This is a genomic window from Streptomyces sp. NPDC048643 (assembly GCF_040650615.1).
Classification (GTDB): Bacteria; Actinomycetota; Actinomycetes; order Streptomycetales; family Streptomycetaceae; genus Streptomyces.
Genome location: NZ_JBEZHO010000083.1, coordinates 1 through 23,517, shown reverse-complemented (window position 1 = coordinate 23,517; position 23,517 = coordinate 1). Strand labels below are relative to the sequence as shown.

Annotated in this window: 19 protein-coding genes and 1 pseudogene; 13 read left to right on the top strand and 7 right to left on the bottom strand. The window is 72.7% G+C overall.

From position 1 onward, the window contains the following. Positions 1-117 precede the first annotated feature (117 nt). Both AB0C62_RS40705 and AB0C62_RS40700 read right to left on the bottom strand, forming a co-directional pair. Positions 118-462: a hypothetical protein gene (locus AB0C62_RS40705; protein WP_362982176.1), complete on the bottom strand. Its 345-nt coding sequence runs from the start codon at positions 460-462 to the stop codon at positions 118-120. Positions 463-812: 350 nt separating this feature from the next. Next, on the bottom strand, positions 813-1,586 hold the full coding sequence (locus tag AB0C62_RS40700) for a hypothetical protein (RefSeq protein ID WP_362982174.1): 774 nt from the start codon (positions 1,584-1,586) through the stop codon (positions 813-815). A 543-nt stretch (positions 1,587-2,129) separates the two neighbouring features. Here AB0C62_RS40700 and AB0C62_RS40695 point away from each other — a divergent pair. Both AB0C62_RS40695 and AB0C62_RS40690 read left to right on the top strand, forming a co-directional pair. Then, a complete protein-coding gene (locus tag AB0C62_RS40695; protein WP_362982172.1) occupies positions 2,130-2,801 on the top strand; it encodes a transglycosylase family protein in 672 nt (223 codons plus the stop codon). A gap of 116 nt (positions 2,802-2,917) precedes the next feature. Further along, positions 2,918-3,631 carry a transglycosylase family protein gene (locus tag AB0C62_RS40690; RefSeq protein WP_362982170.1) on the top strand — a complete coding sequence of 238 codons (714 nt, stop codon included), beginning with the start codon at positions 2,918-2,920 and terminating at the stop codon, positions 3,629-3,631. On the opposite strand, the gene AB0C62_RS40685 is transcribed toward AB0C62_RS40690, so the two are convergent. The 3 genes and pseudogenes from AB0C62_RS40685 to AB0C62_RS40675 form a co-directional block, all read right to left on the bottom strand. After that, positions 3,579-4,247: an ATP-binding cassette domain-containing protein gene (locus AB0C62_RS40685; protein WP_362982168.1), complete on the bottom strand. Its 669-nt coding sequence runs from the start codon at positions 4,245-4,247 to the stop codon at positions 3,579-3,581. The genes AB0C62_RS40690 and AB0C62_RS40685 overlap by 53 nt on opposite strands. Then, positions 4,244-7,489, bottom strand: coding sequence for an ATP-binding cassette domain-containing protein (locus AB0C62_RS40680; protein WP_362982166.1), 3,246 nt, complete (start codon positions 7,487-7,489; stop codon positions 4,244-4,246). The genes AB0C62_RS40685 and AB0C62_RS40680 overlap by 4 nt, the downstream gene beginning before the upstream one ends. Before the next feature lie 131 nt (positions 7,490-7,620). Beyond that, positions 7,621-8,055 (bottom strand): annotated as a pseudogene (locus AB0C62_RS40675) (hypothetical protein); the annotation flags it as partial. Between the two features lie 147 nt (positions 8,056-8,202). Between AB0C62_RS40675 and AB0C62_RS40670 the strand changes: the two are divergent. The 4 genes from AB0C62_RS40670 to AB0C62_RS40655 all read left to right on the top strand — a co-directional run bounded on the left by AB0C62_RS40670 (position 8,203) and on the right by AB0C62_RS40655 (position 11,740). Further along, positions 8,203-8,745, top strand: coding sequence for a hypothetical protein (locus tag AB0C62_RS40670; RefSeq protein WP_362982164.1), 543 nt, complete (start codon positions 8,203-8,205; stop codon positions 8,743-8,745). Positions 8,746-8,751: 6 nt separating this feature from the next. Continuing rightward, a complete protein-coding gene (locus AB0C62_RS40665; RefSeq protein WP_362982162.1) occupies positions 8,752-10,029 on the top strand; it encodes an ABC transporter substrate-binding protein in 1,278 nt (425 codons plus the stop codon). 138 nt (positions 10,030-10,167) lie between these two features. Then, on the top strand, positions 10,168-11,169 hold the full coding sequence (locus AB0C62_RS40660; protein ID WP_362982160.1) for a YafY family protein: 1,002 nt from the start codon (positions 10,168-10,170) through the stop codon (positions 11,167-11,169). Positions 11,170-11,524: 355 nt separating this feature from the next. Continuing rightward, positions 11,525-11,740: an I78 family peptidase inhibitor gene (locus AB0C62_RS40655; protein ID WP_164372571.1), complete on the top strand. Its 216-nt coding sequence runs from the start codon at positions 11,525-11,527 to the stop codon at positions 11,738-11,740. A 137-nt stretch (positions 11,741-11,877) separates the two neighbouring features. On the opposite strand, the gene AB0C62_RS40650 is transcribed toward AB0C62_RS40655, so the two are convergent. Further along, positions 11,878-12,915, bottom strand: a complete 1,038-nt coding sequence (locus tag AB0C62_RS40650; RefSeq protein ID WP_362982159.1) for a phosphatase PAP2 family protein — start codon at positions 12,913-12,915, stop codon at positions 11,878-11,880. Between the two features lie 597 nt (positions 12,916-13,512). On the opposite strand from AB0C62_RS40650, the gene AB0C62_RS40645 reads away from it, so the two are divergent. Both AB0C62_RS40645 and AB0C62_RS40640 read left to right on the top strand, forming a co-directional pair. Continuing rightward, positions 13,513-15,186 carry an MFS transporter gene (locus AB0C62_RS40645; RefSeq protein WP_362982157.1) on the top strand — a complete coding sequence of 558 codons (1,674 nt, stop codon included), beginning with the start codon at positions 13,513-13,515 and terminating at the stop codon, positions 15,184-15,186. Between the two features lie 103 nt (positions 15,187-15,289). Then, positions 15,290-16,480 carry an acyl-CoA dehydrogenase family protein gene (locus tag AB0C62_RS40640; protein ID WP_362982155.1) on the top strand — a complete coding sequence of 397 codons (1,191 nt, stop codon included), beginning with the start codon at positions 15,290-15,292 and terminating at the stop codon, positions 16,478-16,480. A 49-nt stretch (positions 16,481-16,529) separates the two neighbouring features. Here AB0C62_RS40640 and AB0C62_RS40635 read toward each other — a convergent pair whose 3' ends face one another. Further along, a complete protein-coding gene (locus tag AB0C62_RS40635; RefSeq protein WP_362982153.1) occupies positions 16,530-16,970 on the bottom strand; it encodes a cell division protein SepF in 441 nt (146 codons plus the stop codon). A 289-nt stretch (positions 16,971-17,259) separates the two neighbouring features. Between AB0C62_RS40635 and AB0C62_RS40630 the strand changes: the two genes are divergently transcribed. The 5 genes from AB0C62_RS40630 to AB0C62_RS40610 form a co-directional block, all read left to right on the top strand. Continuing rightward, entirely contained in the window at positions 17,260-18,531 is a 1,272-nt protein-coding gene (locus AB0C62_RS40630) for a DUF5685 family protein (RefSeq protein WP_362982152.1), read from the top strand. 507 nt (positions 18,532-19,038) lie between these two features. Then, complete coding sequence (locus tag AB0C62_RS40625; protein ID WP_362982150.1) at positions 19,039-20,940, top strand: FAD/NAD(P)-binding protein; 1,902 nt, start codon at positions 19,039-19,041, stop codon at positions 20,938-20,940. A gap of 149 nt (positions 20,941-21,089) precedes the next feature. Beyond that, on the top strand, positions 21,090-21,872 hold the full coding sequence (locus AB0C62_RS40620) for a DUF1684 domain-containing protein (protein ID WP_362982148.1): 783 nt from the start codon (positions 21,090-21,092) through the stop codon (positions 21,870-21,872). 266 nt (positions 21,873-22,138) lie between these two features. Beyond that, positions 22,139-23,038, top strand: a complete 900-nt coding sequence (locus AB0C62_RS40615) for a S1 family peptidase (protein WP_362982146.1) — start codon at positions 22,139-22,141, stop codon at positions 23,036-23,038. Positions 23,039-23,281: 243 nt separating this feature from the next. Then, positions 23,282-23,517: SPFH domain-containing protein (locus tag AB0C62_RS40610; RefSeq protein WP_362982143.1), on the top strand; the 236-nt coding region annotated here is incomplete at its 3' end.

The following is a 23,517-nucleotide window of genomic DNA, read 5'->3' as shown; positions in this document are numbered from 1 at the left end:
TCAGCAGGAGGTCGAGCACGTCCACGGAGCCGCCTTTCTCTGGGGCCCCTTAGTACGCGCCGGGCGGGCCCTCGTCAGGAGCCGCCCCTCACCCGTTGTCGCTCGGAGAACCGTTTCTCACAACCCCCGGCGCGGTCCCGGCGGCAGCGCGGCCGGAATGTGGTGCATCCCGGTGCTGTGCTGACGGCTGCCCGCCTGCCAGACGGCGGTCGCGCCCTGCCCGTTCTGCGCCGCGATCTGCCGGGCGGTGTGCGCCCCCGCGCTGTACGAGCTGTAGGAGTTGTACGAGCTCGACGAGCTGTACGAGTTCGAACCGCGCGTGAGCCCGAACGCCGTGAAGTCCAGCTCCTCCTCGCCGTGCCGGTCGCCGGGCAGCGTCCTGAACGAGCGGACCCACTCGGCGTAGAGCGCGTCGTAGATCGGTGTCGCCGAGGGGGCGTCCTGGGCCGAGCGGGACGCCACCACCTCTCTGCCGGAACGGAGCGGAAGAGGGGAGCCGGACGGGGGTACCGGATGGAACGGCCGGGGGCTGGGGACGTCGTAGGTGTGCACGTACGTGCCAACGACCCCGCCGCTCAACGGATGCGGTCCGACCGCTGATTTCGCAGGTCACCGGGAGTGAGTGGCGCTCGCGGGGGCGCGGGCGACCGCGCGGACGACCGTCCGCGTCGGAGCGCGCCCGTCCCCGCGCCTCCGGATCCCGGGCTCTCGGCTCTCCCCCGCAGCCGGATGCGCCCCGCCGGGTGTGGGTCTGCCCGGCGGGGTCGGGTGCGCGCCCTCCGCAGGGGGTCGGGCGCGCTTCCGCTGACGGCTCAGGTGCCGGCCAGCGGCATCGTGGCCGCGACCAGCTTGCCGTTGGCCGCCGCCTTGTCGAGCGCGTCGCGCAGCAGGTCCTCACGCGGCTGGCGGCCGATCGAGCCGACCGGTGCCGCGAACAGCAGCACCTGCTGGTGCTTGTTGGCGGCCGCGCGCCAGCTCTCGGCGACCTGGAGGGCCTGGTGGGCCTGCCACCAGGCGACGGGGGAGCCGCCGCCGGTGCCCGGCTGGAGCACGGCGTGCAGCTGGCCCATGGCGAGCAGCACGGACCAGCCGTGCAGGACCGGCGGCACCGCGTTCAGTTCGGTCACCGGCATGAAGCCCTGCTCGATCAGGAGCGGCAGGAAGTCGTCGCCGATGTCGGTCGAGCCGGGGCGCACGATCGGACCGGTCGGCTCGACCACGAGCGCCGGGTGCAGATCGCCGTTGATCAGCACGAGTCCGCTGGTGACACCGAGCACGGCCTGCTCGGGCGCGGTGTCGGTGGGAGCGCCGTCGGGGTGGATGGAACGGACGGCGCCCTGCAGTTGCTCCTCGGTGACCTGCACGACCTGCGAGGGCAGGCAGGTGGCGTGGGCGAACGCGAGGACGGCGGTCTCGTCGCCGATGAACAGGACCGTGCTGGTGCGCTCCTGTTCCGAGTCGCCCGGGGTGCGGCACGACGTGCAGTCGTAGCTGCCGGGGGCGTTCTCTCCGGCGAGCAGCCGGTCGGCTTCTTCGTCGCCGATCTCGGCGCGTACGTCGTCGCCGACGTCGAGCATGCGCGGCACGGTGGCTCCTCGGGATGCGGTGCGTGGCGGTGCCGGGGTGGCGCCCGGCCCATGAACCCGGGGGTTCCCGGCTCATGAAGATGACAACGGGCGATCTGTGGCCGGAGTCACGCTCGAGAGCGAACGGAATCGAACCAACCGACGCCCAGGGTGAGGTGGCGCCCGGAATCGGTCACTCCACGTCAACTTGTTGCCGTGCAGAGGAAGTTGAACGGGTGAAGTAGCTCACAGGCCATCAGGGGGGCAGGTCGACAAATCAGGAAATCACCCCATGAAGTGGGTGGCTGAAAATCGACGATACCCGCGGTAACGGGGAACTGGCCTCGAATGACAGGGAATTGGTTGATACCAGGGCGCCCTGCTCCCTAGATTCCTCCGCCGTGTGCACAGAGCACCGCTCGGGTACGTCCGCCGGCCGATCACAGAACGACCGCACCACAGCACGGCCTCCGGCGGACGGGGCGGAGTGCGACGACCGCGTCCTACGCGTGGCACGTCGCGCCCCTGCCTTGGGGGATCCCGGGTGTTCGGAGAGGGAAATACATGTCCGCATGTGCCGATAGCGCTCACGGCAACAGTTCCAAGGCCCGTACGCCGAACACGGCGCGTACGAAGGCGGTTCTCGCCGGGGCGGCACTGCTCGCCCCGCTCGGCGTGCTCGCCGCCACCGGCGACGCCGCCGCGGCCGACAGTGGAGTGTGGGACCGTATCGCCCAGTGCGAGAGCGGCGGCAACTGGCACATCAACACCGGCAACGGCTACTACGGAGGGCTCCAGTTCTCCGCCGGCACCTGGCGCGCGTACGGCGGCACGGCCTACGCGCCGACCGCCGACCAGGCCTCCAGGAGCGGGCAGATCGCCGTCGCGAGCAAGGTCCAGCGCGCGCAGGGATGGGGGGCCTGGCCCACCTGCTCGGCCCGCGCGGGCGCCTATGGAGGCGCTCCCGCCTCCTCGGCCGGGGGCACAGCCACGAAGTCGACACCGAAGTCGACACCGAGGTCGGCCCCCGCGAAGGCTGCGAAGGCGCCGGAGCGTCCCGCGGCCCACACCAACCGCAGTGCGTCCCGCGGTGACTACACCGTCCGCGAGGGCGACACCCTGAGCGTCATCGCCGCTCGGCACGGCACCACCTGGCGGAAGATCTACGCCGCCAACCAGGCCGTCATCGGTGGCGACCCCGACCTGATCGTGCCCGGACAGCGCCTCGACATCTGAGCCACGCTCCCGCACGCCGCGTGACGGGCCCCGCCCGGTCGTCCGACCGGGTGGGGCCCTGGGCGTGCCGGGCGCGGCTGGGCGGGCCCACCGGGCCGGCTGCTTAGCGTGGCCCGATGTCTCCCATGTCGAACAGGTGCACCCCGCCGACCTCCAGGACCGCGCCCGCGCCCGGACCGCTCAGCGGGCCCGCCCGGTACGCGGCCGCGACCGCCCTCGCCGCCGCCGTACTGGCCGCCGTGGTCCCCCAGGACGCGGTCGCCGCACCGCCGCCCCCGCTGCCAGGAGCCCGGGCCGCGGGCGTCTCGTACGCCTGCGCGGCCGACGGCTGGCCCTGGGGCTGTATCGCCGACTGCGAGAGCAGCGGCCGCTGGAGCGCGAACACCGGGAACGGCTTCTACGGCGGGCTCCAGTTCTGGCAGCCCACCTGGAAGGAGTTCGGGGGGCTCACCTACGCCCCGCGGGCCGATCTCGCCACCCGCGCCGAGCAGATCAAGGTCGCCGAGAAGGTACTGGCCGTCCAGGGATGGGGGGCCTGGCCCGCCTGCTCCAAGAAGTACAAGCTGCGGGGCCGCGCGCACATCGTGAAGAACGGCGACACCCTGTCCTCGATCGCCCGCAAGTACCGGATCAAGGGCGGCTGGCAGGCGCTCTACCAGGCCAACAAGAAGATGATCGGAGCCAGTCCGGACAAGCTGAACCCGGGCACGCTGCTCTCGCTCCCGAAGGCCGGGAGCAGCACGCGCGTCCTGGAGCCCGCCGGGTTCGGCCCGCCCGTCACCTCCGCCGGTGCGGCCTCCCGGGCGTCCGCTCGGCCGCCTCTCCGCTGAACACGACCGCACCCCGGCTCAGTTCGTGGACGAAGGTCGTCCGGCCCGTCCGCTCCCGCAGCCCCGGTGGCAGCCGCTGCTCGGCGACGACCACGCACGCGTCGAGAGCGCCGAGCAGTTCGTACGTCCGTGCCGCGACCGTCGGTGACATGCCCTGCGCGGGCTCGTCGACGAGCAGCACGCGCGCGCGTGCCAGCAGGGCGCGGGAGAGGGCGACCATGCGCTGTTCCCCGCCGGAGAGGGTGCCGGCGGGGCGGGGGAGGAGCGGAGCCAACTGCGGATAGGCGTCCAGGGCGGGGGCGAGGTCGGCCCCCGCCAGCTCCAGGTTCTCGGCGACGGTCAGCGAGCCGAACACGGCCCGGCGTTCGGGGACCAGGCGCAGCCCGCGCCGGGCGCGTTCGAACGCGGACAGGCCCGTCACGTCGGTGCCGTCCCAGACGACGGCGCCGGCGGACAGCGCGACGGTTCCCGCCAGGGCGCGCAGCGCCGTCGTACGGCCCGAGCCGTTGCGGCCCAGCAGGACGGTGAGTCCGGGACCGGGCGCGACCAGGGTCACGCCGTGCAGGGCCTCCAGGGGGCCGTAGCGCACGCGCGCGTGGCGCAGGGCGATGCTCATCCGCGGGGCCTCGTCCCCAGGACGCGGTCGGCGGGCCCGGACGTCACGATGCGGCCCGCCGCCATCACGTGCACGGTGTGCGCCAGTTCGGCGACCAGGTCGAGGTCGTGCTCCACGACCAGGAGGGCCAGGCCGTCGGCGGCCAGTGCGCGCAGCACCCGGGCAAGGGCGGTCACCTCGCCGCCGTCGAGTCCGGCCGCGGGTTCGTCGAGCAGCAGGACCCGGGGGCTCCCGGCGAGGGCGCGCGCGAGCTCGACGCGCCGCAGGGTCCCGGTCGGCAGCACCGCCGCGGGCAGCGACCGCACCGGCCCGTCCAGGCCGAGCAGCCGCGACGTCCGGGCCACCGCCGCCGGATCGGTGATCCGTCCCTGCTCGGCCCCGACCCGTACGTTCTCGGCCACGGTCAACGACGGGAAGACCGCCAGGTCCTGGAAGGTCCGCGCGATCCCCAGCCGGGTCCGCGCGTGTGCCGCGAGGCGGGTGATGTCCTGTTCCCCGAGCAGCACCTGCCCGTCCGAGGGGCGCAGCGTCCCGGCGAGGCAGTGGAAGAGCGTGCTCTTCCCGGCCCCGTTCGGCCCCACCACCGCGGTGACCCGCCCCGGCCGGACATCGAGCGAGACGTCGTCGAGAGCGACGAACCCCCCGTAGGCGACGCGGAGTCGGCGGGCGGACAGCGGGAGCGGGGGAGCAACGTGAGGCAGGGGAGAGAGCACGGAGGGGCGAGGGGTGGCGCTCCGGGAGGAGCGCGGGGGAGAAGGCGAGCGTGCCGCGCCCGCCGTCTCCCGCCCGCCGTCGCCCCCGCCGGGACTCCGCGCGGCAGCCGTCGCCGTGGACGCACGTGACGGCCGCGCTTCCGCCGCGGGCGACGGGGGCCCGACCGCCTCCGCCGGCGCGGGCGACGGGTGCGACCTCGCCTCCACCGTGGCGGCGCCGGACGGTTCCGCGTCCGCCGAGGCGGATCCGAAAAGGTTCACGTCCGAGGGGGGCGACGGGGACGGCCTCAACTCCGCGGTGGGCGGTCCGTACGGTCGCGTCTCTGCCGTCGGTGCCCCGAACGGAATCGCCTCCGCCGACGTGGTGGGCTCCGCCTCCTCCTTGGGCACCCCGGACGGTCGCATCTGTGCCGACGTCGATCCGAACGCCGGCACCTCCGACTCCGGCGAGGGGGACGGTCGCGCCCCTGCCGTGGCCGACTCGGACCGCGGCGCGTCCGCCGTCGTGGTCGACCCGGGAGGCCTCGCTTCCGCCTTGGGGGTCCAGGACGGTGTCACTACCTCCGTAAGCGTCCCGGACGTCCGTGTCTCCGCCGTAGGTGCCCCGGACCGTGTCTCCGGTGGCGCCGGTCCGGGCCGCCGAGCCTCCGCCTGGGGCGCCCCGGGCCGCAGCGCCTCCGCTGCCGGTCGCAGTCGTCGACGGACGTGCGATCCCAGCGGGGTGAGAGTCGCCGGGCGGCGGAGCCGGGTCGCTGCCGCGCGCAGGGCCTCGTACGGGCCGTCGGGGAAGTGGCCGACGAGGATCGCGAGGACGCCGATCAGGGCGGCTGCGAGACCGCCGCGGGTGCCCGCGTCGAGGCCGACCAGCAGAGCCGCGGCGGCGAGTGCGCCCAGCACGCTGTCGGCGCCGAGCACGACGACCGCGGCGAACCAGAGCAGCCCGCGCACGGGGTCGTAGGCGGTGGCGTCGAAGGCACGCGCGCCCATGCCGAGCATGCCGCCGCCGAGTGCCGCCAGCGCCGCTCCCGTGACGAACGCGGCCAGTTTCAGGGCCGGGACCCGGACCCCCGCCGCCGACGCGCCCGCCTCGTGGTCGCGCAGGGCGGCCAGCGCGCGGCCCGTTCGACCCCGGCGCAGACCGTTCACCGCGAGCAACGCGACGGTCAGGAGGCCGAGTTCGAGCACGTAGTACGCGCGGTCGCCGTCGAATCCGGCCGGGCGGCCCAGGGACAGGCCCGACACGGCGTACGGCTGCGCGAAGACGAAGCGGCTGACGCCCACACCCACCGCGAAGGTGGCGAGCGCGAGCGCCAGACCGTGCCGGCGGATGGCCGGCCACCCCGTCAGCAGGCCGAGCGGCGCCACTAGGAGCACCGCCACCGCGAGGGCGGCCAGTTCGGGCAGCCGGGGAACGCCGGGGACGCGGCCCGCCGCCAGCAGTGCGGTGAAGAGGGCGCCCAGACCGGCGTACGCGGCCTGGCCCAGGGAGATCTGCCCGCCGCGCCCGGTGACGACGACCAGGGAGAGCAGGACGACTCCGAGCGCGGGCACCTGCACCGAGGTGTGCAGGTCCGAGCCCGCGAAGCCGAGGGGCAGCAGGAACAGCACCGCCGCGACGGCCAAGGCACCGGGCGGAGTCGCTACGCGCGGCCCCGCCGGCCGCGGGAGCGCGCCGCCGCCTCCGATGCCGGGCAGCACGAGCGCGGCGACCAGCAGCGCGACCACGAAGAGATTGGCGCCGACCGCCTGGAGCAGGGGTCCCACCGGGCCCGACGGATGCAGCCGGGTCAACTGGCTCTGGGCGACGCCGATGCCGAGGGCGACCACGACGGCGACCGGGAGGCTCCGCATCCGGGCGGCGACGGCGACCGCCATCACCTCCATCACGAGCAACGGCATGCCGTACGGGTCGAGCCGTACGTACGGCGCGAGGAGCACGCCCGTCAGGCCCGCCGTGAACGAGCCGAACGCCCAGCCCGCCGCGGCCACCCGGTCGGCGTCGACGCCACCGAGCACCGTCAGCGTGCGGTCGTCGACGACGGCCCGCAGCTCCAGGCCGAAGCGCGTCCGGCGCGTGACGGCCCCCACGCCCACCGCCAGCAGACCGGCGACGGCCAGTTGACCCCACGGGTCCGCCGGGACCGGCGTCGGCACGTCGGCCCGTGCTCCGGGGCCCCACACCAACGCCGCCCCGCCGACCAGCAGGACGAAGACGCCGATGGACGCGACGAGGGTCCGTGCCGGGTCGCCGCCGCCGGCGGACAGCGGCCGGAACACGAGCCGTTCCAGCGTCACGCCGATCGCGGGCGCCACCACGAGCAGGGTCACCGAGGTGCCGAGCGCGAGCGGCCAGCCCCACTCGACCGTGAACTGCCGCAGCAGGTAGGCGCACACCATCGCGATCGCGCCGTGCGCGAGGTTCAGGACGCCGGTGGCGCGGTGTGTGACGATCAGACCGATCCCGGTGAGCGCGGCGGCACCGCCGACCGAGAGGCCGGCGAGGGTGAGGTCGTACGTCAGCGACGCCATCATTCGTCCGGGCCACCGGCGCCGTCGTGTCCGTCGGGCGACGGCCGTTCGACGAGGGGCCCCGCCGGTCCCGCCGAGGGGGCCGGTGGGGCGAAATCTCCGTCACCGGTGGTGAGTTCGTCGCCCCTGTCCGGTTCACAGATCGGGCACGGCCCGAGGTCGCCTCCGACGAGGGCGTGCGAGTCGACCGGTACCGCCTCCGCTTTCCCTTCGACGAGGGGACAGTCCGCGCGGTGGTACAGGGTGCCGCCGGGCACCATGAGGAGGCCGCCGCCGACCGGGAGAGGAACGGCCGCCGCCCGAGCGGACTCCTCCGCGTCGGCCGGACCCGAGGCCACGAGCAGCGCGTACAGCTCCTCGACACGGGAACCGGCGAGCGCGCTCCTGCCCTGCGCGACCAGCACCGCGCCGGCGACGATCAGCGCGGCACCGGGCACGGTGCACGAGGCCAGGTAGGGGAGTTGGCGCTCCGCGTACCGCTCGCCGGAGATTCCGTACCAGCCGACGACGCACAACACAGCACCGGCGGCGAGCGCGGCCCAGCCGGCCCACAGGACGGGTCGCACGGTCCGCAGTCGAGCTGTCCGCCCCCGGACTCCCCCACGTCGTGTGTCTGTCCATGTCAGCCAATGGCTTGCACTATGCCTTCTGGAAGCCGACCCTGAAAGCGCCGGGCGCACACCGCCCGGACCGACACCCGGCGGTGAGCCACGATGGTTCTCGGGAGAGACCCGAAACGGTTACGCGGAGCGGGAGTTGTGGCGACGACGGTCCTCGCTCTCGCCGCGGCCCTCACGGCGTGCAGCGACGACAGCGGCGGCGCGAGCACGACTCCGCCCACGCCCTCCGTGGAACGGACCACCGGCGCGGAGCCGAGCGCCACGGCCCCGGCCGATCCCACGGCGGCGCAGGCCCAGGTCCGCCGGAACTGGGAGAAGTTCTTCGACCCCGACGTCGCCACCCGGGACAAGCAGGCCGTCCTGGAGAACGGCGACCGGATGGCCCCGGTGCTCAAGGGGTTCAACGGCGACCGGCGAGGCCGGCAGGTGCGGGCGAAGGTCGAGAAGGTCGAGTTCACCTCCCCGACCGCCGCGAACGTGACCTACACCCTCACGCTCAAGGGAGCCACCGCGCTGCCGGACGCCGCCGGGACGGCCGTCGAACAGGACGGCACCTGGAAGGTCTCCGTCAACACCCTGTGCGCACTGGTCAAGTTGAGCGGCGACGCGTCGTCCAGTCCGGCCCCGGGCTGCTGAGCCGGGGTGCGCCGCACAGCGGCCGGGGCCGCCGCCGCGGGCCTGCTGCTCCTGCTCGGCACGGCCTGCGGCAGCCGCCTGCCCGAAAGCGACTTCGGTCACCGCTCCTCGGCAGGGCCGGCCCAAAACGCCGAGCCCCTCCGCGTAGGAATCGTCACCAGCGCCACCAGCCCCGTCGGCGGCTCGGCCTTCACCGGACCGCGCGACGGGGCGACGGCCTACTTCGACCGGCTCAACGCGCGCGGCGGCATCGACGGGCGACGTGTCGAGGTGCGGCTGTGCGACGACGGCGGCAGCGGAGTCGGCAACACCACGTGTGTGCACCGGTTGATCGACGAGGACAAGGTCGTCGCCCTCGTCGCCACCACCGTCCTCGACTACGCGGGGGCCTCCCGCGTCTCCCACGCGCGCGTGCCCGACATCGGCGGCCAGCCCATCGGACCCGCGTACGACACCTATCCGCATCTCTACGGGATCTACGGCAGCCTCGCGCCCCGCGACGGCACGCCCGGCTGGGGCGGGAAGCTGTACGGCGGCACCGAGGTCTACCGCTACTTCGAGCGCGTCCGGGGCGCCCGCACCGCCGCCGTCGTCTCCTACAACCAGTCCGCCTCCGCCGCCTACGCCCGGCTGGTCACCCAGGGACTCAAGGCCGAGGGCTACCGGGTCGTCACCGAACAGGTCGATTTCGCGCTGCCCAACTTCCGCGCCGCCGCGGCCGATCTCAAGGAACAGGGCGCCGACCTCGTCTTCGACGCCCTCGACAGCCATGGCAACGCCCAGCTGTGCAAGGCCATGGACCAGGTCGGCGCGCACGTCATCGCCAAGGTCACCAACGTCCAGAACTGGACGTCCACCGTCCCCGAGGACTACAAGGACTCCCCGCGCTGCCGCAACGCCCTCTGGGCCACGGGGGCGAGCCGCGACTACGAGGACGTCTCGAACGCGGCGGTGCGGGAGTTCCGGGACGCGACCAAGGGACTCAAGACGCATTCCCAGTGGCAGTTGGAGGGGTGGGCGGCGGCGCGGTGGTTCGCGGACGCGGCGGGGGCCTGCGCGGGAAGCGTCACCCGGGCGTGTGTCGACTCCTTCATGAACCGGGGTGAGCCGTACACCGCCGGGGGGCTGCTGCTTCCCGTCACGTACGAGCGTCTGAGCGGGCCGCCGGTCTCGCGGCGGGCGTGTCTGTCGGTGGCCCGCTGGCGCGACGGCCGCGGCTGGGTCTCCCAGGGGGACATGAACCGGACCTGCTTCGAGGTCCCGCAACTCGGCTACCGCCCGTGACCCGCGTGTTCTTCGCCCCCTCCGCCCCTTCCCGTCCCGATCCCGGGGGCGCTGCCCCCGGAGCCCCGCTTCGGTCTGGACGGCCTCGCCCTCGATCGCCGGACGGGCTGGGACGGCACGGCTGGCAGACTCGGGGGCATGTTGGAGACCTCCGCGCGGCTGCTGCGGCTGCTGTCGCTGCTGCAGGCCCACCGGGAGTGGTCGGGCGCGGACCTGGCGGGACGGCTGGGCGTCACCCCGCGTACGGTCCGCCGCGACGTGGACCGCCTCCGGGAGCTGGGCTACCCCGTCCACGCCAGCCCCGGCACCGGCGGCGGCTACCAGCTCGGTGCCGGCGCGGAACTGCCCCCGCTGCTCCTGGACGACGACGAGGCGGTCGCCGTGGCCGTCGGGCTGCGCACGGCCGCGGGGCAGGGCATCGAGGGCATCGGCGAGTCCTCCGTCCGGGCGCTCGCCAAGCTGGAGCAGGTCCTCCCGAACCGGCTGCGCCGCCGTGTCGGCGCTCTGAACGCCTTCACGGTGCCGATGCTGCGCGGCCCCGAGCCCTCCGCCGTCGACCCGGGTGTCCTCACCGACCTGGCCAACGCCTGCCGGGACAGCGAGCGGCTCCGGTTCGAGTACCGCGACCACGAGGGCTCCTCGACGCGCCGCACCGTCGAGCCGTACCGGCTGGTGTGCACCGAACGCCGCTGGTACCTGGTCGCCTGGGACGTCGACCGTGACGACTGGCGTACGTTCCGCGCCGACCGCGTCACGCCCAGGCCGCCGCACGGGCCGCGCTTCCCGCCCCGCACACCGCCGGCGGAGGACCTCGCCGCGTACGTCTCCCGGGGCGTCTCCACGCGCGCGTACGCCACGCACGCCGTGGTGCGACTGCTGGTGCCCCTGGAGCGGGCCGCCGAGCGGATCTCGCCCTCGGCCGGGACGCTGGAGGCCGACGGGGAGGGCAGCTGCCTGCTGCGCACGGGGGCGGCGAACCTCGACGTGATGGTCATTCACGTGATGCTGATGGGCTTCGAGTTCGAGATCGTCGAGCCCGCGGAGCTCACCGAGGCGATCAGGACGGCCCGGGACCGGCTGTCCCGCGCGCTGGATCGGGCCGCGCCGGGAGGGCCCGGGGCCACGCCGACCACGCTCTAGCCGAAGATCGGCGGCGAGGAGAGAACAGGCGGGGGTTCTGTGTCGGAACCGTGTATTTCCTATGCCGCGTCAGCTGTCGCGGCAGGGGATGGAATCGGGCGGGACCGGAATGGAAAGACGCGGCCGAACGTATGCGCGCGCACATTCCCGCGGGTTATTCAGGACGCACCGGTGAAGGATCCGAATTGCGTTCGAAGGTGTTCGGAACACGACGCGTGATCCTCCTGCGCGGGACGGAGTTCCACCGAAACACGTGTCGTGATCCTGTGACAGAGATGTGACCGGCGGGGGACGAGTGACGCATGGTGGCCGCCCGGGCTTCCACCGTCGGGTCGCGGAGCCTAACGTGGCGGTCATGGCACCCATTCACCCCTCGCGTCCAGAGCCGCAGGACAGTCCGGAGAGCTATGTCGGGCTGGAGGTGAGCCGTGCCGAGGAGCGCGCGCGGGAGCACGGCTGGACCTCGGTGCGCTCGCTGCCCCCCGGCGCGATCATCACCATGGAGTACCTCGTGGGACGGCTGAACTTCGAGGTCAGGGACGGCACGGTGGCCCGCTGCTGGAAGGGCTGAGGGCCCCGGCGCGGGCAGCTCGGGATGTGCTCCGGAGGACATCCCGCGGCGGACACCGGACGTGCGAAGGCCCCCGGCTCGATGAGCCGGGGGCCTTCGCGTGCGGGGAGAGGCTGTGCGTACCGGCCCCGCAGTCCTCAGCCGCCCGTCAGGGGACGGGCCGAGGTGGTCGTCGTCGCCGTGCGGGCCACCCGGTCGGCGTGCGGTGGCCGACGGCTGCCCACCGGGGTGACGGGGGTGCGCTCCGAGCGGGCGGTGTGCGGGCCCGGGGCCAGGTGGACGGGGGCTCTGGCCGGGGCCGGGCGGGAGGCGGTGGCGCCGCGGGCCGGCAGGTCGCCGCCGTCCGCGGGGGAGGGCTGCGTGGCCATGACCGGCGCGCCGACCGGCGCGGGTGCCGGAGCGGGCGCGGTGCCGCCGCGAAGGTCGCGCACCCTGTCGCGGAGGGCGAAGATCCAGGCCTCGGCGCGGGCGATCAGCGGCTCGAACCAGGGCAGCGCCAGCAGGATCAGCAGGCCTGCGGCCCAGCCCAGCAGGACGTCGCTCAGCCAGTGCGTACCGAGGTACACGGTGGTGAGGCCGACCCCGAGAGAGGTCACGGCGGACAGGGCCGAGAGCCAGCGTCTGGCCCGCGGCGTCGACGCCAGATACGCCAGGATTCCCCAGGTCACGACGGCGTTCGCGGTGTGGCCGGAGGGAAATATATCGCCGCCCAGACCCATCTCGTTCGAGCCGATCGTGATGGCGTAGTGGGGGCCGAGACGGCCCATGCCGAGCTTGGCGGCGCCGACCGTGATGTTGAGCAGCAGCAGGGACGCGCCCAGCGTGAGCAGCGGGCGCAGGGTGTGCTGCCGCCAGGAGCGCCAGCCGAGCCAGGCCGTGACCATCACGGCGGTGGGGCCGCGCTGGCCCAGCACCACGTAGTAGTCGAGGAAGGCGTGGATCTCCGGCCACTGCTGATAGGGCCGGAAGAACATGACCTGCCAGTCGAACCGGACCAGCCACGACGTGATCGAGACGGCCCACACGATGGCCAGGTAGAAGGCCAGGGTCGCCGCGAAGAGCACGACCCTGTGCCGACTCATTCTGGAGACATCGATGTGGGCCGGCCGTTCCGGCTCACGGTCGAGCCGGGCGAAGACCCGGTCCAGACGGGTGAGGTTTCGTTCGGTACGCACCCAATCGACGTTACAGCGAGTGAGCTGCGTTCCAGGCCGATTCACTCTCTTTGTGATGACGATGTGATGTGGGATTCCTCTCAGGATCATGTTCATTTCCAATGAATCTCTAATCCGTGGAGTGCGGAGCCTTCAATTCCTTTGGTCATCGGCGGCTCCGGTTATATAGCGCTTATGTATTCGTTCACCGAATGATGGCGTGGAATTACCCCTTCGCTCACCGACCGCACACGGTCGGCCGGGCCGCGGCCCACGGCGGTCCCGAGCCCCGTCGCCGCAGGTCGGCGAACCTGTGCCACCACCTCCGTACCCGGCGGACCGGCATCGACCTGGAGGGACGCGCCCGGTCGGGGCCGGGGCGCCGGAAGGCCCGGATCGGGCGGGCCTCGTCCCGCCCGGAGGCGTGGCGTACGCCACACGCCCCCCGGAAGAACGTGAGAGGTCCGCCACGTGTCGTCAGCGGGAACTCGCGTACGCTGACGCCTCACTCGCCTTTGTTGCGTGGGCCCGGGATTCCCGCTCTTCGGGCCGCAGCCCCCAGGGAGTCCCCACCCTGGCGGAACCGCCGAACGCGAGGGAACCTCTGGAGGTACGTACATGTCCGGGACTACCACGGCCGCTGCGCGATGCCGTCGGGAGACCGGGGCCGGTGCCAACCGCTGGGTCGTCCTCGTCGTGCTGTGCGTCAGCCTGCTGCTGGTCGCCCTCGACGCCACCGTGCTCCACGTGGCGGTGCCCGCCGTCACCGAGGACCTCAAGCCCGGCGCCATGGAGCTGCTCTGGATCGTCGACGTCTACCCGCTCGTCTGCGCCTCGCTCCTCATCCTCTTCGGCACGCTCGGTGACCGGATCGGCCGCCGCCGTGTCCTCCTCCTCGGCTACGCCCTCTTCGGTGTCGCCTCCGGCGTCGCCGCCCTCGCCGACAACGCCCAGGTCCTGATCGGCGCCCGTGCCCTGCTCGGCGTCGGCGGCGCGATGATCATGCCCGCCACCCTGTCGATCCTGCGCCAGGTCTTCCCCGACCGGCGCGAGCGGGCCCTCGCCATCGGCATCTGGAGCGCGGTGGCGGCCGTCGGCGCCGCGGTCGGCCCGCTGCTCGGCGGGTTCCTCCTCGAACACTTCTGGTGGGGATCGGTCTTCCTCGTCAACATCCCCCTGATGATCGTCAGCCTGCCGATCGGACGGCTGCTGCTGCCCGAGTCCCGCGGCGAACGCGACGGCCCCTGGGACGTGGTCGGCGCCCTGATGGCCGCCGCCGGCCTGTTCGGACTCGTCCTCGGGGTGAAGCGCCTCGGCGGCGGCGAGGCGCCCCTCAGCCCGTTCACCCTGGCGCCGCTGCTCGTCGGCGGCCTGATGATGGCCGGGTTCGTCCGGCGCCAGCGGCGGCGCAAGCATCCGCTGGTGGACCTGCGGATGTTCTCCCGGCCCGCCTTCAGCACGTCGGTGGGGTGCATCGTCCTCGCGATGCTCGCCCTCGTCGGGCTCGAACTGATCGCCGCGCAGTACCTCCAGCTCGTCCTCGGCCTGTCCCCGCTGGAGACCGGGCTGCGGCTGTTGCCGCTGACCGTCGCGGCGATGGCCGCGGGCCTCGCGGGCGCGAAACTGCTGCGCCGGTTCGGCCCGCGCACAATGGTCTGCTTCGGCTTCTGCCTCACCGCGGCCTCCGTGATCACGCTCACCGCGATGGGCACGCAGGACAACACCGGGCTGCTCCTGTTCGGCTTCGTCCTGCTCGGCTTCGGCCTGGAGACCACGCTCTTCGGCGCCTACGAGTCGATGCTCAGCGAGGCGCCGCAGGCACAGTCCGGCGGGGCCGCCGCGATCGGCGAGACGTCGTACCAGCTGGGCGCCGGTATCGGCATCGCCCTCCTGGGCAGCGTGATGAACGCGGCGTACGCACCCGGGTTGTCCTCCGTCCCGGGCGTCCCCTCCGCCGACTCGAAGGCCGCCGGTCACTCGCTGGGCGAGGCGTACGAGGTCGCCGCGCGACTCGGCGGACCGGTGGGTGGCGCGCTGCGGCAGGCCGCCCGGAACTCCTTCGTGCACGGGCTCCATGTGACCCTGCTGGTGAGCGCGGCCCTGCTGCTGCTCGGCGCCGTGATGGCGCTGCGCCTGCCCCGGGTCATGGACTGCGGACCCGCCACGACGGCAGCCGCCCCGGACTCCGGCCCCGGCAGGGACTCCGCCCCCGACCCGGGCACGGACCCCGCCTCGGGCCCGGCGGACATCCCGGCCCCGCGGGACGTCGCCGAGACCCGCGTCTCCGCGTAGGGCCTGTCGTGGGGGCCCTGGACTTGCGGGACACTGCGTCGTAACGTCGGGCCGAGATCATTAACTAGCGGTGCTAGTTATCACCCCTGTCGGAGGCTGTCGTATGTCCGCGTCCTCGAAGCTCCCGCCCCTCGACCCCGCCGATCTGCTCGGGATCGACGACCTGCTGGACGCGGAGGACCTCGCGATCCGCGACACCGTGCGGACCTGGGCCGCCGACCGGGTGCTGCCCCACGTGGCCGACTGGTACGAGAAGGGCGAGCTGCCCGGCATCAGGGAACTGGCCCGGGAACTGGGCGGCCTGGGCGCCCTCGGCATGTCGCTCCAGGGCTACGGGTGCGCGGGCGCCAGCGCCGTGCAGTACGGCCTCGCCTGTCTGGAGCTCGAAGCGGCCGACTCCGGGATCCGCTCGCTCGTCTCGGTGCAGGGTTCCCTCGCCATGTACGCCATCCACCGGTTCGGCAGCGAGGAGCAGAAGCAGGCCTGGCTGCCGGGCATGGCGGCCGGCGAGATCATCGGATGCTTCGGGCTCACCGAGCCCGACCACGGCTCCGACCCGGGCTCCATGCGGACGTACGCCAAGCGCGACGGCGGTGACTGGGTCCTCGACGGGCGCAAGATGTGGATCACCAACGGTTCCGTCGCCGGTGTCGCCGTCGTCTGGGCGCAGACCGACGACGGCATCCGCGGATTCGTCGTCCCCACGGACGCCCCCGGCTTCTCCGCTCCCGAGATCAAGCACAAGTGGTCCCTGCGGGCGAGCGTGACCAGCGAACTGGTCCTCGACGACGTACGGCTGCCCGCCGACGCCGTCCTGCCCGAGGTCGTCGGCCTGAAGGGTCCGCTCAGCTGCCTCTCGCATGCCCGCTACGGCATCGTGTGGGGCGCGATGGGCGCGGCACGGGCCAGCTTCGAGTCCGCCGTCGCCTACGCGAAGACGCGTGAGCAGTTCGGACGTCCCATCGGCGGCTTCCAGCTCACCCAGGCCAAGCTCGCCGACATGGCCGTCGAACTCCACAAGGGAATCCTGCTCGCCCATCACCTGGGCCGCCGCATGGACGCGGGACGGCTCCGTCCCGAGCAGGTCAGTTTCGGCAAGCTCAACAACGTGCGCGAGGCCATCGAGATCTGCCGCACCGCGCGCACGATCCTGGGCGCCAACGGCATCTCCCTGGAGTACCCCGTGATGCGGCACGCCACGAACCTCGAATCGGTGCTCACCTATGAGGGCACCGTCGAGATGCACCAACTCGTGCTGGGCAAGGCGCTCACCGGACTCGACGCCTTCCGGTAGAGACCCGTTCCCGGGACCCCGGTGAGGCAGGGCCGGTGAGCGCCCTGCCTCAGCTCTGGTTGAAGAACCCGTCGGTCTGACGGCCGGCGGCCTCGCCGCTGACGATCTCCGTGTTGGCGGGGGTCAGCAGGAAGACCCGGGTGGCGACCCGCTCGATGGTGCCGCGCAGGCCGAAGGTCAGGCCGGCCGCGAAGTCCACCACACGCTTGGCGTCGGAGGGCTCCATGGCCGTGAGGTTGATGATCACCGGGACGCCGTCCCGGAAGAGTTCGCCGATACCGCGTGCGTCCCGGAAGCTGTCCGGGGTGACCGTGCCGATCCGGCGGCCCTTCTCCTCCGCCGTCTCGGAAGCGACCTTCACGCGCGGGTCGGTGACCCAGGCCTCGCCAGGGGTCTCCTGACCCTCGGCGTAGTCGTCGTCGTAGTAACGCTCGTCATCGTTGTCGTCGACGAGGCCAAGCCAGGCACTCGCCTTGCGCACCGATCCCATGGACGCCTCCTCTCACAGCGGTCTTTCGTGCTTCCGCATCCCCATGGTCGTCCATGATGCGGATGTCGCGCCAAGTGGATAGACGCCGCGCGGGGGTTTCGTGACGGTACTGGTGCACAGCGAATCCGTCGAGAGCCCGCGCCCCCCAAGGGTCCTGTGCCGTACGGCTGCTGACTGAGAGTGAAATATGATTTCTCACGGCGATCGGGTGACGAGCGGGGCGTACGGGTGAACGAGGTGGTCGATACGATGCCGCAGCCCAACGTCGTACGTGTCACGGGGGAGTGTCGTGTTCGGAATCGTCAGGCCCTGCAGCCATCGCCTCGGTGAGGGGCTCAAGACGCAGTGGATGGCGCATCTGTGCGGGCTGTGCCTCGCACTGCGCGGGGACCACGGCCAGTTCGCACGGGTCGTCACCAACTACGACGGCCTGCTCATATCGGTTCTGACGGAGGCTCAGGCCGAGCGCGCCACAGGATGGCGGCGCACCGCCGGGCCCTGTCCGCTGCGCGGCATGCGCACCGCCTCCGTCGCCCAGGGCGAGGGCGCCCGGCTCGCCGCCGCCGTCTCGCTGGTCCTCGCCTCGGCGAAGGTGAGCGATCACGTCGCCGACGGGGACGGCCTCTTGGCGCGCAGGCCGGTGGCGCTCGCCGCTCGCCGGGTCGCGGCGAGCTGGGGGCGGGCCGGTGCGCGGACCGGGTCCGACGTCGGGTTCGACACCGCCGTGCTCGTCGACGCGGTGGACCGGCAGACCGGGATCGAGGCGCTGGCCGGCCCCGGCACCTCGCTGCTGACCGTGACGGAACCCACCGAGACGGCCACCGCGGCGGCCTTCGCGCACACCGCCGTCCTCGCCGGCCGCCCCGGCAACGCCGCGCCCCTGGCCGAGGCCGGCCGGCTCTTCGGCCGGCTCGCCCATCTGCTGGACGCCGTGGAGGACAGGGAAACTGACGCCGCGTCGGGTGCCTGGAACCCGCTCACGGCCACCGGGACGCCGCTCACCGAGGCCCGCCGGCTCGCCGACGACGCCCTGCGCGGTATACGGCTCGCCCTGCGCGAGGCCGAGTTCACCGACAGCAGGCTCGCCCATGTGCTGCTCGCCCACGAACTGGGCCGCTCTGTGGACCGCGCGTTCGGGACATCGGGGTGCGGGCACCCCGCTGACGGCTCGCACGGGTCGGGTGATCTTCACGGTGTCCCCGGTACCCCCGGAGTTCCGGGTTCACTCGGATCGGCTGTCCTGCTCGGCCCCGAGGGTGCCTTCGGGCCGCCGCCCCAGCACGGCGGGAACCCGTACGTCGGCGGCGGGAACCCCTTCGGGGGCGGCCCCTCCGTCCAGCCGCCGAACCCGGGCAAGCGCGGATTCTGGGCGGGCTGCGCCGCCGCCGTCGGGCTGTGCTGCACCTGCAAGGTGTGCTGCGCCGACGAGTTCGAGGGCCCCTGGTCGCGCAAGAAGCGCGAAGGCTGCCTGAACGACTGTGACTGCGACTGCGGTTGCTGCGAGGCCTGCCAGTGCTGTGAATGCTGCGAGTGCTGCTCGTGCTGTGACTGCGGGCTCTGAACCCTTTCCCTGGGCGGGGTGTTGACGTGACGCGCGGCCGGGAGTCCGGCCGTGCGCCGTGCCGTCGTCGTGGTCGCGGTCATGGCCCGGAACAGGGCGTGACGCCGTTCCGTGTGCGCGGGGGAGGGGAGGGGTGCGCGTGTGAAGGCGGGGGAGTGAGGAATCGCTGCGAGACGCCGGCCGGTGCGGCGGGCGCCCGTCCGTGACGGGCGCGCAGGGGGTCAGCTCAACAGGAAGAGGACCACACGCGACCGAAGTCGATGTGGGAGCGCTTGACCAGCCACTGCTGTGAATGCATGGGCCAAGTGGAACAGGCATCCGAGGGCACGTCAACCGACGTGAGACGGACCGCTCACAGTACGGACACCCTTGACACGGAGGGGAAACGCCGCCGTACTCTCGTCCCACGGCCCTGCTGAGGGGCTCGGCCGTGCGACGCCTCAGGGCGTCCAGCGTGACCTGTGTGAAGGCACCCGTGCTCGACTCGACGCATCACGGAGCCTCCGCATGTCCTCCGACACCCCTGCCCACCCCACCTCCGCACCGGACGAACCGGTGTCCCCGTCCGCTGCCCGGCAGCCCGGTCCCGTCGTGCCGGCGCACGTCCCCGCCGCGCGGGTCCCGCTCGCGGGGGACCCGGGCGCGCCGACCGCCGGACGCCCCTCGCTGGTGATCGTGGGAGCCGGGCCGCGCGGGACCGGACTCCTGGAGCGGATCGCCGCCAACGCGTCCGAGCTGTACGCCGGTTCGGTGCTCGACATCCATGTCGTGGACCCGTACCCGGCGGGCGCCGGACGCATCTGGCGCACCGAGCAGTCACCGCTGCTGTGGATGAACTCGGAGGCGCAGGACGTCACGATGTTCACCGACGAGACGGTCGACATGGCCGGACCCGTGCTCGATGGCCCCACGCTGGACACCTGGGCGGGCCTCGACGGGCGGACGTTCGCCGGCCGGCCGCAGCAGGGCGCCTACCTCCGGTGGGTGTACGAGCGAGCGGTGGCCGCCCTGCCGCCCGGCATCCGGGTGCACCGGCACACATGCCGTGCCGTGCGGGTGAGCGGATCCCGCGACGGCCGGCAACAGGTCTGGCTGGAAGGCCGGGCCCGCCCGCTCCTGACCGACACCGTCGCCCTGACGCTCGGTCACCTCGACGCCGAACTCGACCCCGAGCAGGTCGCGTTGGCCGCGTACGCGCGCGAGCACGGACTGGTCCACCTGCCGCCGGACTTCACCGCCGACAGCGACCTGTCCGCCCTCGCGCCCGGCGAGCCCGTCCTGGTCCGCGGTTTCGGACTGGCCTTCGTCGACCTGATGGTGCTGCTCACCGAGGGCCGCGGCGGCCGGTTCGAGGGCGACAGCTACCGGCCGTCCGGACAGGAACCGATCCTGTACGTGGGCTCCCGGCGCGGCGTCCCCTACCACTCCAAGATCGGCTACGACTGGGAGGGCGAACGGCCTCCGCTGCCACGGTTCTTCGGGCCCGCCGAGGTCGACGCGCTGCTCGCCCGCCCCGACGGCCACGACTTCCGGCGGGACGTGTTGCCGCTGATCGAGAAGGAGCTGGGGTTCGCGCACTACCACCGGCTGTTCGCCGCCCACCCCGAACGCACCCGGACCCCGTGGCCCGACTTCGAGGAGAAGTACGCCGCCGGCACCGGGGACGAGATCAGGGCGCTGGTCGCCGACGCCGTGCCCGACCCCGCCGACCGCCTCGACCTCACCGCGCTCGACCGACCGCTGGACGGCGTGCGGCACACCTCGTACGACGATCTCCAGCGCGGACTGCGGACGTACATCGAGGACGATCTGGCGCGGCGGCACGACGCCTCCCGGAGCCCCGACCTCGCCGTCTTCCTCGGACTCCTGTCGGTCTACGGACAGCTGGTCCGGCTCGGCGACATCGGCTCGTGGTGGCACGGGTTCTTCAGTTACCTGGCCTCGGGACCGCCCGGCCCCCGGCTGCGGCAGATGCTCGCCCTGTCCCGGGCCGGCATCCTGAGATTCCTCGGCCCGGACATGACCCTCACGGCCGAGGACGGGGTCTTCCGGGCGTCCGGCGCCACCGTGCCGGGCGCGGTCGTCGAGGCCCGCGCGCTCGTCGAGGCCCGGCTGCCGCACCCCACCGTGGAACGCACCCGGGACACCCTGCTGCGCGAGCTGTACACCGACGGAGCCGCCGCGACCCCCGAGGGCCTGCTCGCCGTCGACCCCGCCGACGGACGCATCCTGGACCGCAACGGCACCCCGCACCCCAGACGCTTCGCGCTCGGGCCGCACACCGACGCCCGGGGTTCCGGCGCCTTCACCCGGCCGCGCACCGGCGGCCCGGCCTTCCGGCAGAACGACGCGACGGCCCGCGCCGCGCTCACGTTCCTGCGGGCCCTGTCCTGCCGTATCGCGGCCTGACGGTCCGTTGCGCCGGCGCGGAACCGGGCCTCACGGTTCCGCGCCGGGCCGGCGGTCCCGTGCCGTGCGCCCGCGCCGCACGGAATACACGGACACCACGGCGCGCTCGCACCTCGGGTTGGCCGAGTGCGTATGGAAGGGTTGATCACATGACGACGGACGCACCCGAGGACTGGAAGCACTGGCAGGAGCACCGCGAGGCCGCGGTGTCCGCGCCGTACGGACCGCTCTCCCTCACCGGCACCCACTGGGTCGAGGACTATCCGGAAGGGCGACTTCCGGACATCCCCGGTCTGTGGGGTGTGAAGGACGACGGAGTGGTCCTGACGGCGGTGGCCGAGGAGGGGCTCACCGTCGACGGCGAGCCGTTCACCGGCGAGATCGTGCTGGGTGCCGACCACGGTCCGGCCGACGCGGCACGGGTCGGACACGGCGACCGCCGGTTCGTGGTCCTGGTGCGCGAGGAGCTGTGGGGGGTACGCCGCTACGACCCCGACGCGCCCGCCCGGAAGGCCTTCGCCGGCATCGAGGCGACCCCCTACGACGAACGCTGGTCGGTGCCGGGACACTTCACCCCGTACGGCGAGAGCCGCACCGTCCGGGTCGAGAACGCCGACGGCGTCGCACGCGGACTGCCCATCGGCGGCATCCTCGCCTTCACCCTCGACGGGCAGGACCTCACCCTCCAGGTGTCGGTCGAGAGCGACGGCTCGCTGTGGGCCGTCTTCTCCGACACCACCAGCGGGGACGGCAGTTACCGCTTCCGGTTCCTGCGCCCGGCGGCGCCCGACGACGAGGGGCGCACGACGGTGGACTTCAACCGCACCGTGCTTCCACCGTGCGCGTTCGCGGACCATTTCGTCTGCCCCTTCCCGCCGCCCGGAAATACGCTGGGCGTGGCCGTCGCCGCGGGGGAGCGCCGGCTGGGCTGAGGCCTCCGGGGCTCCCGAAGACGCCTGGGGATTCCGGGGTCCTTCAACGCCCTGTCGATCAACCTCCTTGGGACGTACGCAAGTTGAACGCTGCACGGCCGAAAGGCGCCCTTGCGGCTGTCGGCCGTGCCGCCGAATACTCCCCCTCAGCGCTTGTCAGGAGCACGGCTTGTCCGGAATCCGGACGGGCGGCTCCCGGCTGCGCCTCACGGGCCCCACCACCCCACTAAACGGGGGCCCCTTACTTCCCTTCGGAGGAACGAAACGTGAGGATCAAGCGCACCACCCCCCGCAGTGGCATAGCGAGACGGAGTCGGCTGATCGCCGTCACCACCGGACTCGTCGCCGCGGCAGCGTTCGCGGTCCCCAGCGCGAACGCGTCCGACGCCCAGACGTTCAGCTCCACCCAGCTGAGCAGTGCCAAGGAGTCGGTCCTCAAGTCCGACGTCGCGGGCACCGCCTGGGCGGTCGACGCCAAGACGAACCGCGTGGTCGTCACCGTCGACAGCACGGTCTCGAAGGCGGAGATCGCGAAGATCAAGCAGGAGGCGGGCGGCAACGCCGGCGCCCTCACCATCAAGCACACCCCGGGCACCTTCAAGAAGCTGATCTCCGGTGGCGACGCCATCTACGGCGGCGGCTACCGCTGCTCGCTCGGCTTCAACGTACACAGCGGAAGCACCTACTACTTCCTGACCGCCGGTCACTGTGGTGAGGTCGCCTCCACCTGGTACTCCAACTCGGGCCAGACCACGAAGCTGGGCACGAACGTCAGCTACAGCTTCCCGACCAACGACTTCGCGCTGGTCCGCTACACCAACACCTCGGTCGCGCACCCCAGCGCGGTCGGCAGCCAGACGATCAGCAGTGCGGCCACGCCCAGCGTGGGCACCACGGTCTACCGGCGCGGCTCGACCACCGGCACGCACAGCGGCCGGGTCACCGCCCTGAACGCCACCGTCAACTACGGCAGTGGTGACGTCGTCTACGGCATGATCCAGACCACGGTCTGCGCCGAGGGCGGCGACAGCGGCGGTCCGCTCTACGGCGGCAGCGTCGCCTACGGTCTGACCTCCGGCGGCAGCGGCAACTGCAGCTCCGGCGGGACGACCTTCTTCCAGCCGGTCACCGAGGCGCTGAGCTACTACGGCGTGAGCGTCGGCTGACCACCGCCCGACCGATGGACCGGCCCCTCGATCGACTCGTCGCCTGACGGAACCGGCACCCCCCACACCGCTTCCGCACGACAGAACGACCGCGCTTCGCACGGCGGAGCCCCCAGCACACGGGCGAGCCCCCGCACGCAACCGGCGTGCGGGGGCTCGCCCTTGTTCCGTCGCCGGAGTTACCTTCGAAGTACACGCTGTGCACACGCCTGCTGCGCCCACGTCGGACCCTGGGGGGCCGTGATGGTCGAGGAACTGGTGGTGGCGGGAATCTCCGTCGCGTCCGTGGGGCTGGTCTATGTGATGACCGGGGCCCGCGTCGTCAAACAGTACGAACGGGGCGTGGTGCTGCGGCTCGGCCGGCTGCGCCCGCAAGTGCGCGGTCCCGGCTTCACGATGATCGTTCCGTTCGTGGACCGGCTCCGTAAGGTCAACATCCAGATCGTGACGCTGCCGATCCCGGCCCAGGAGGGCATCAC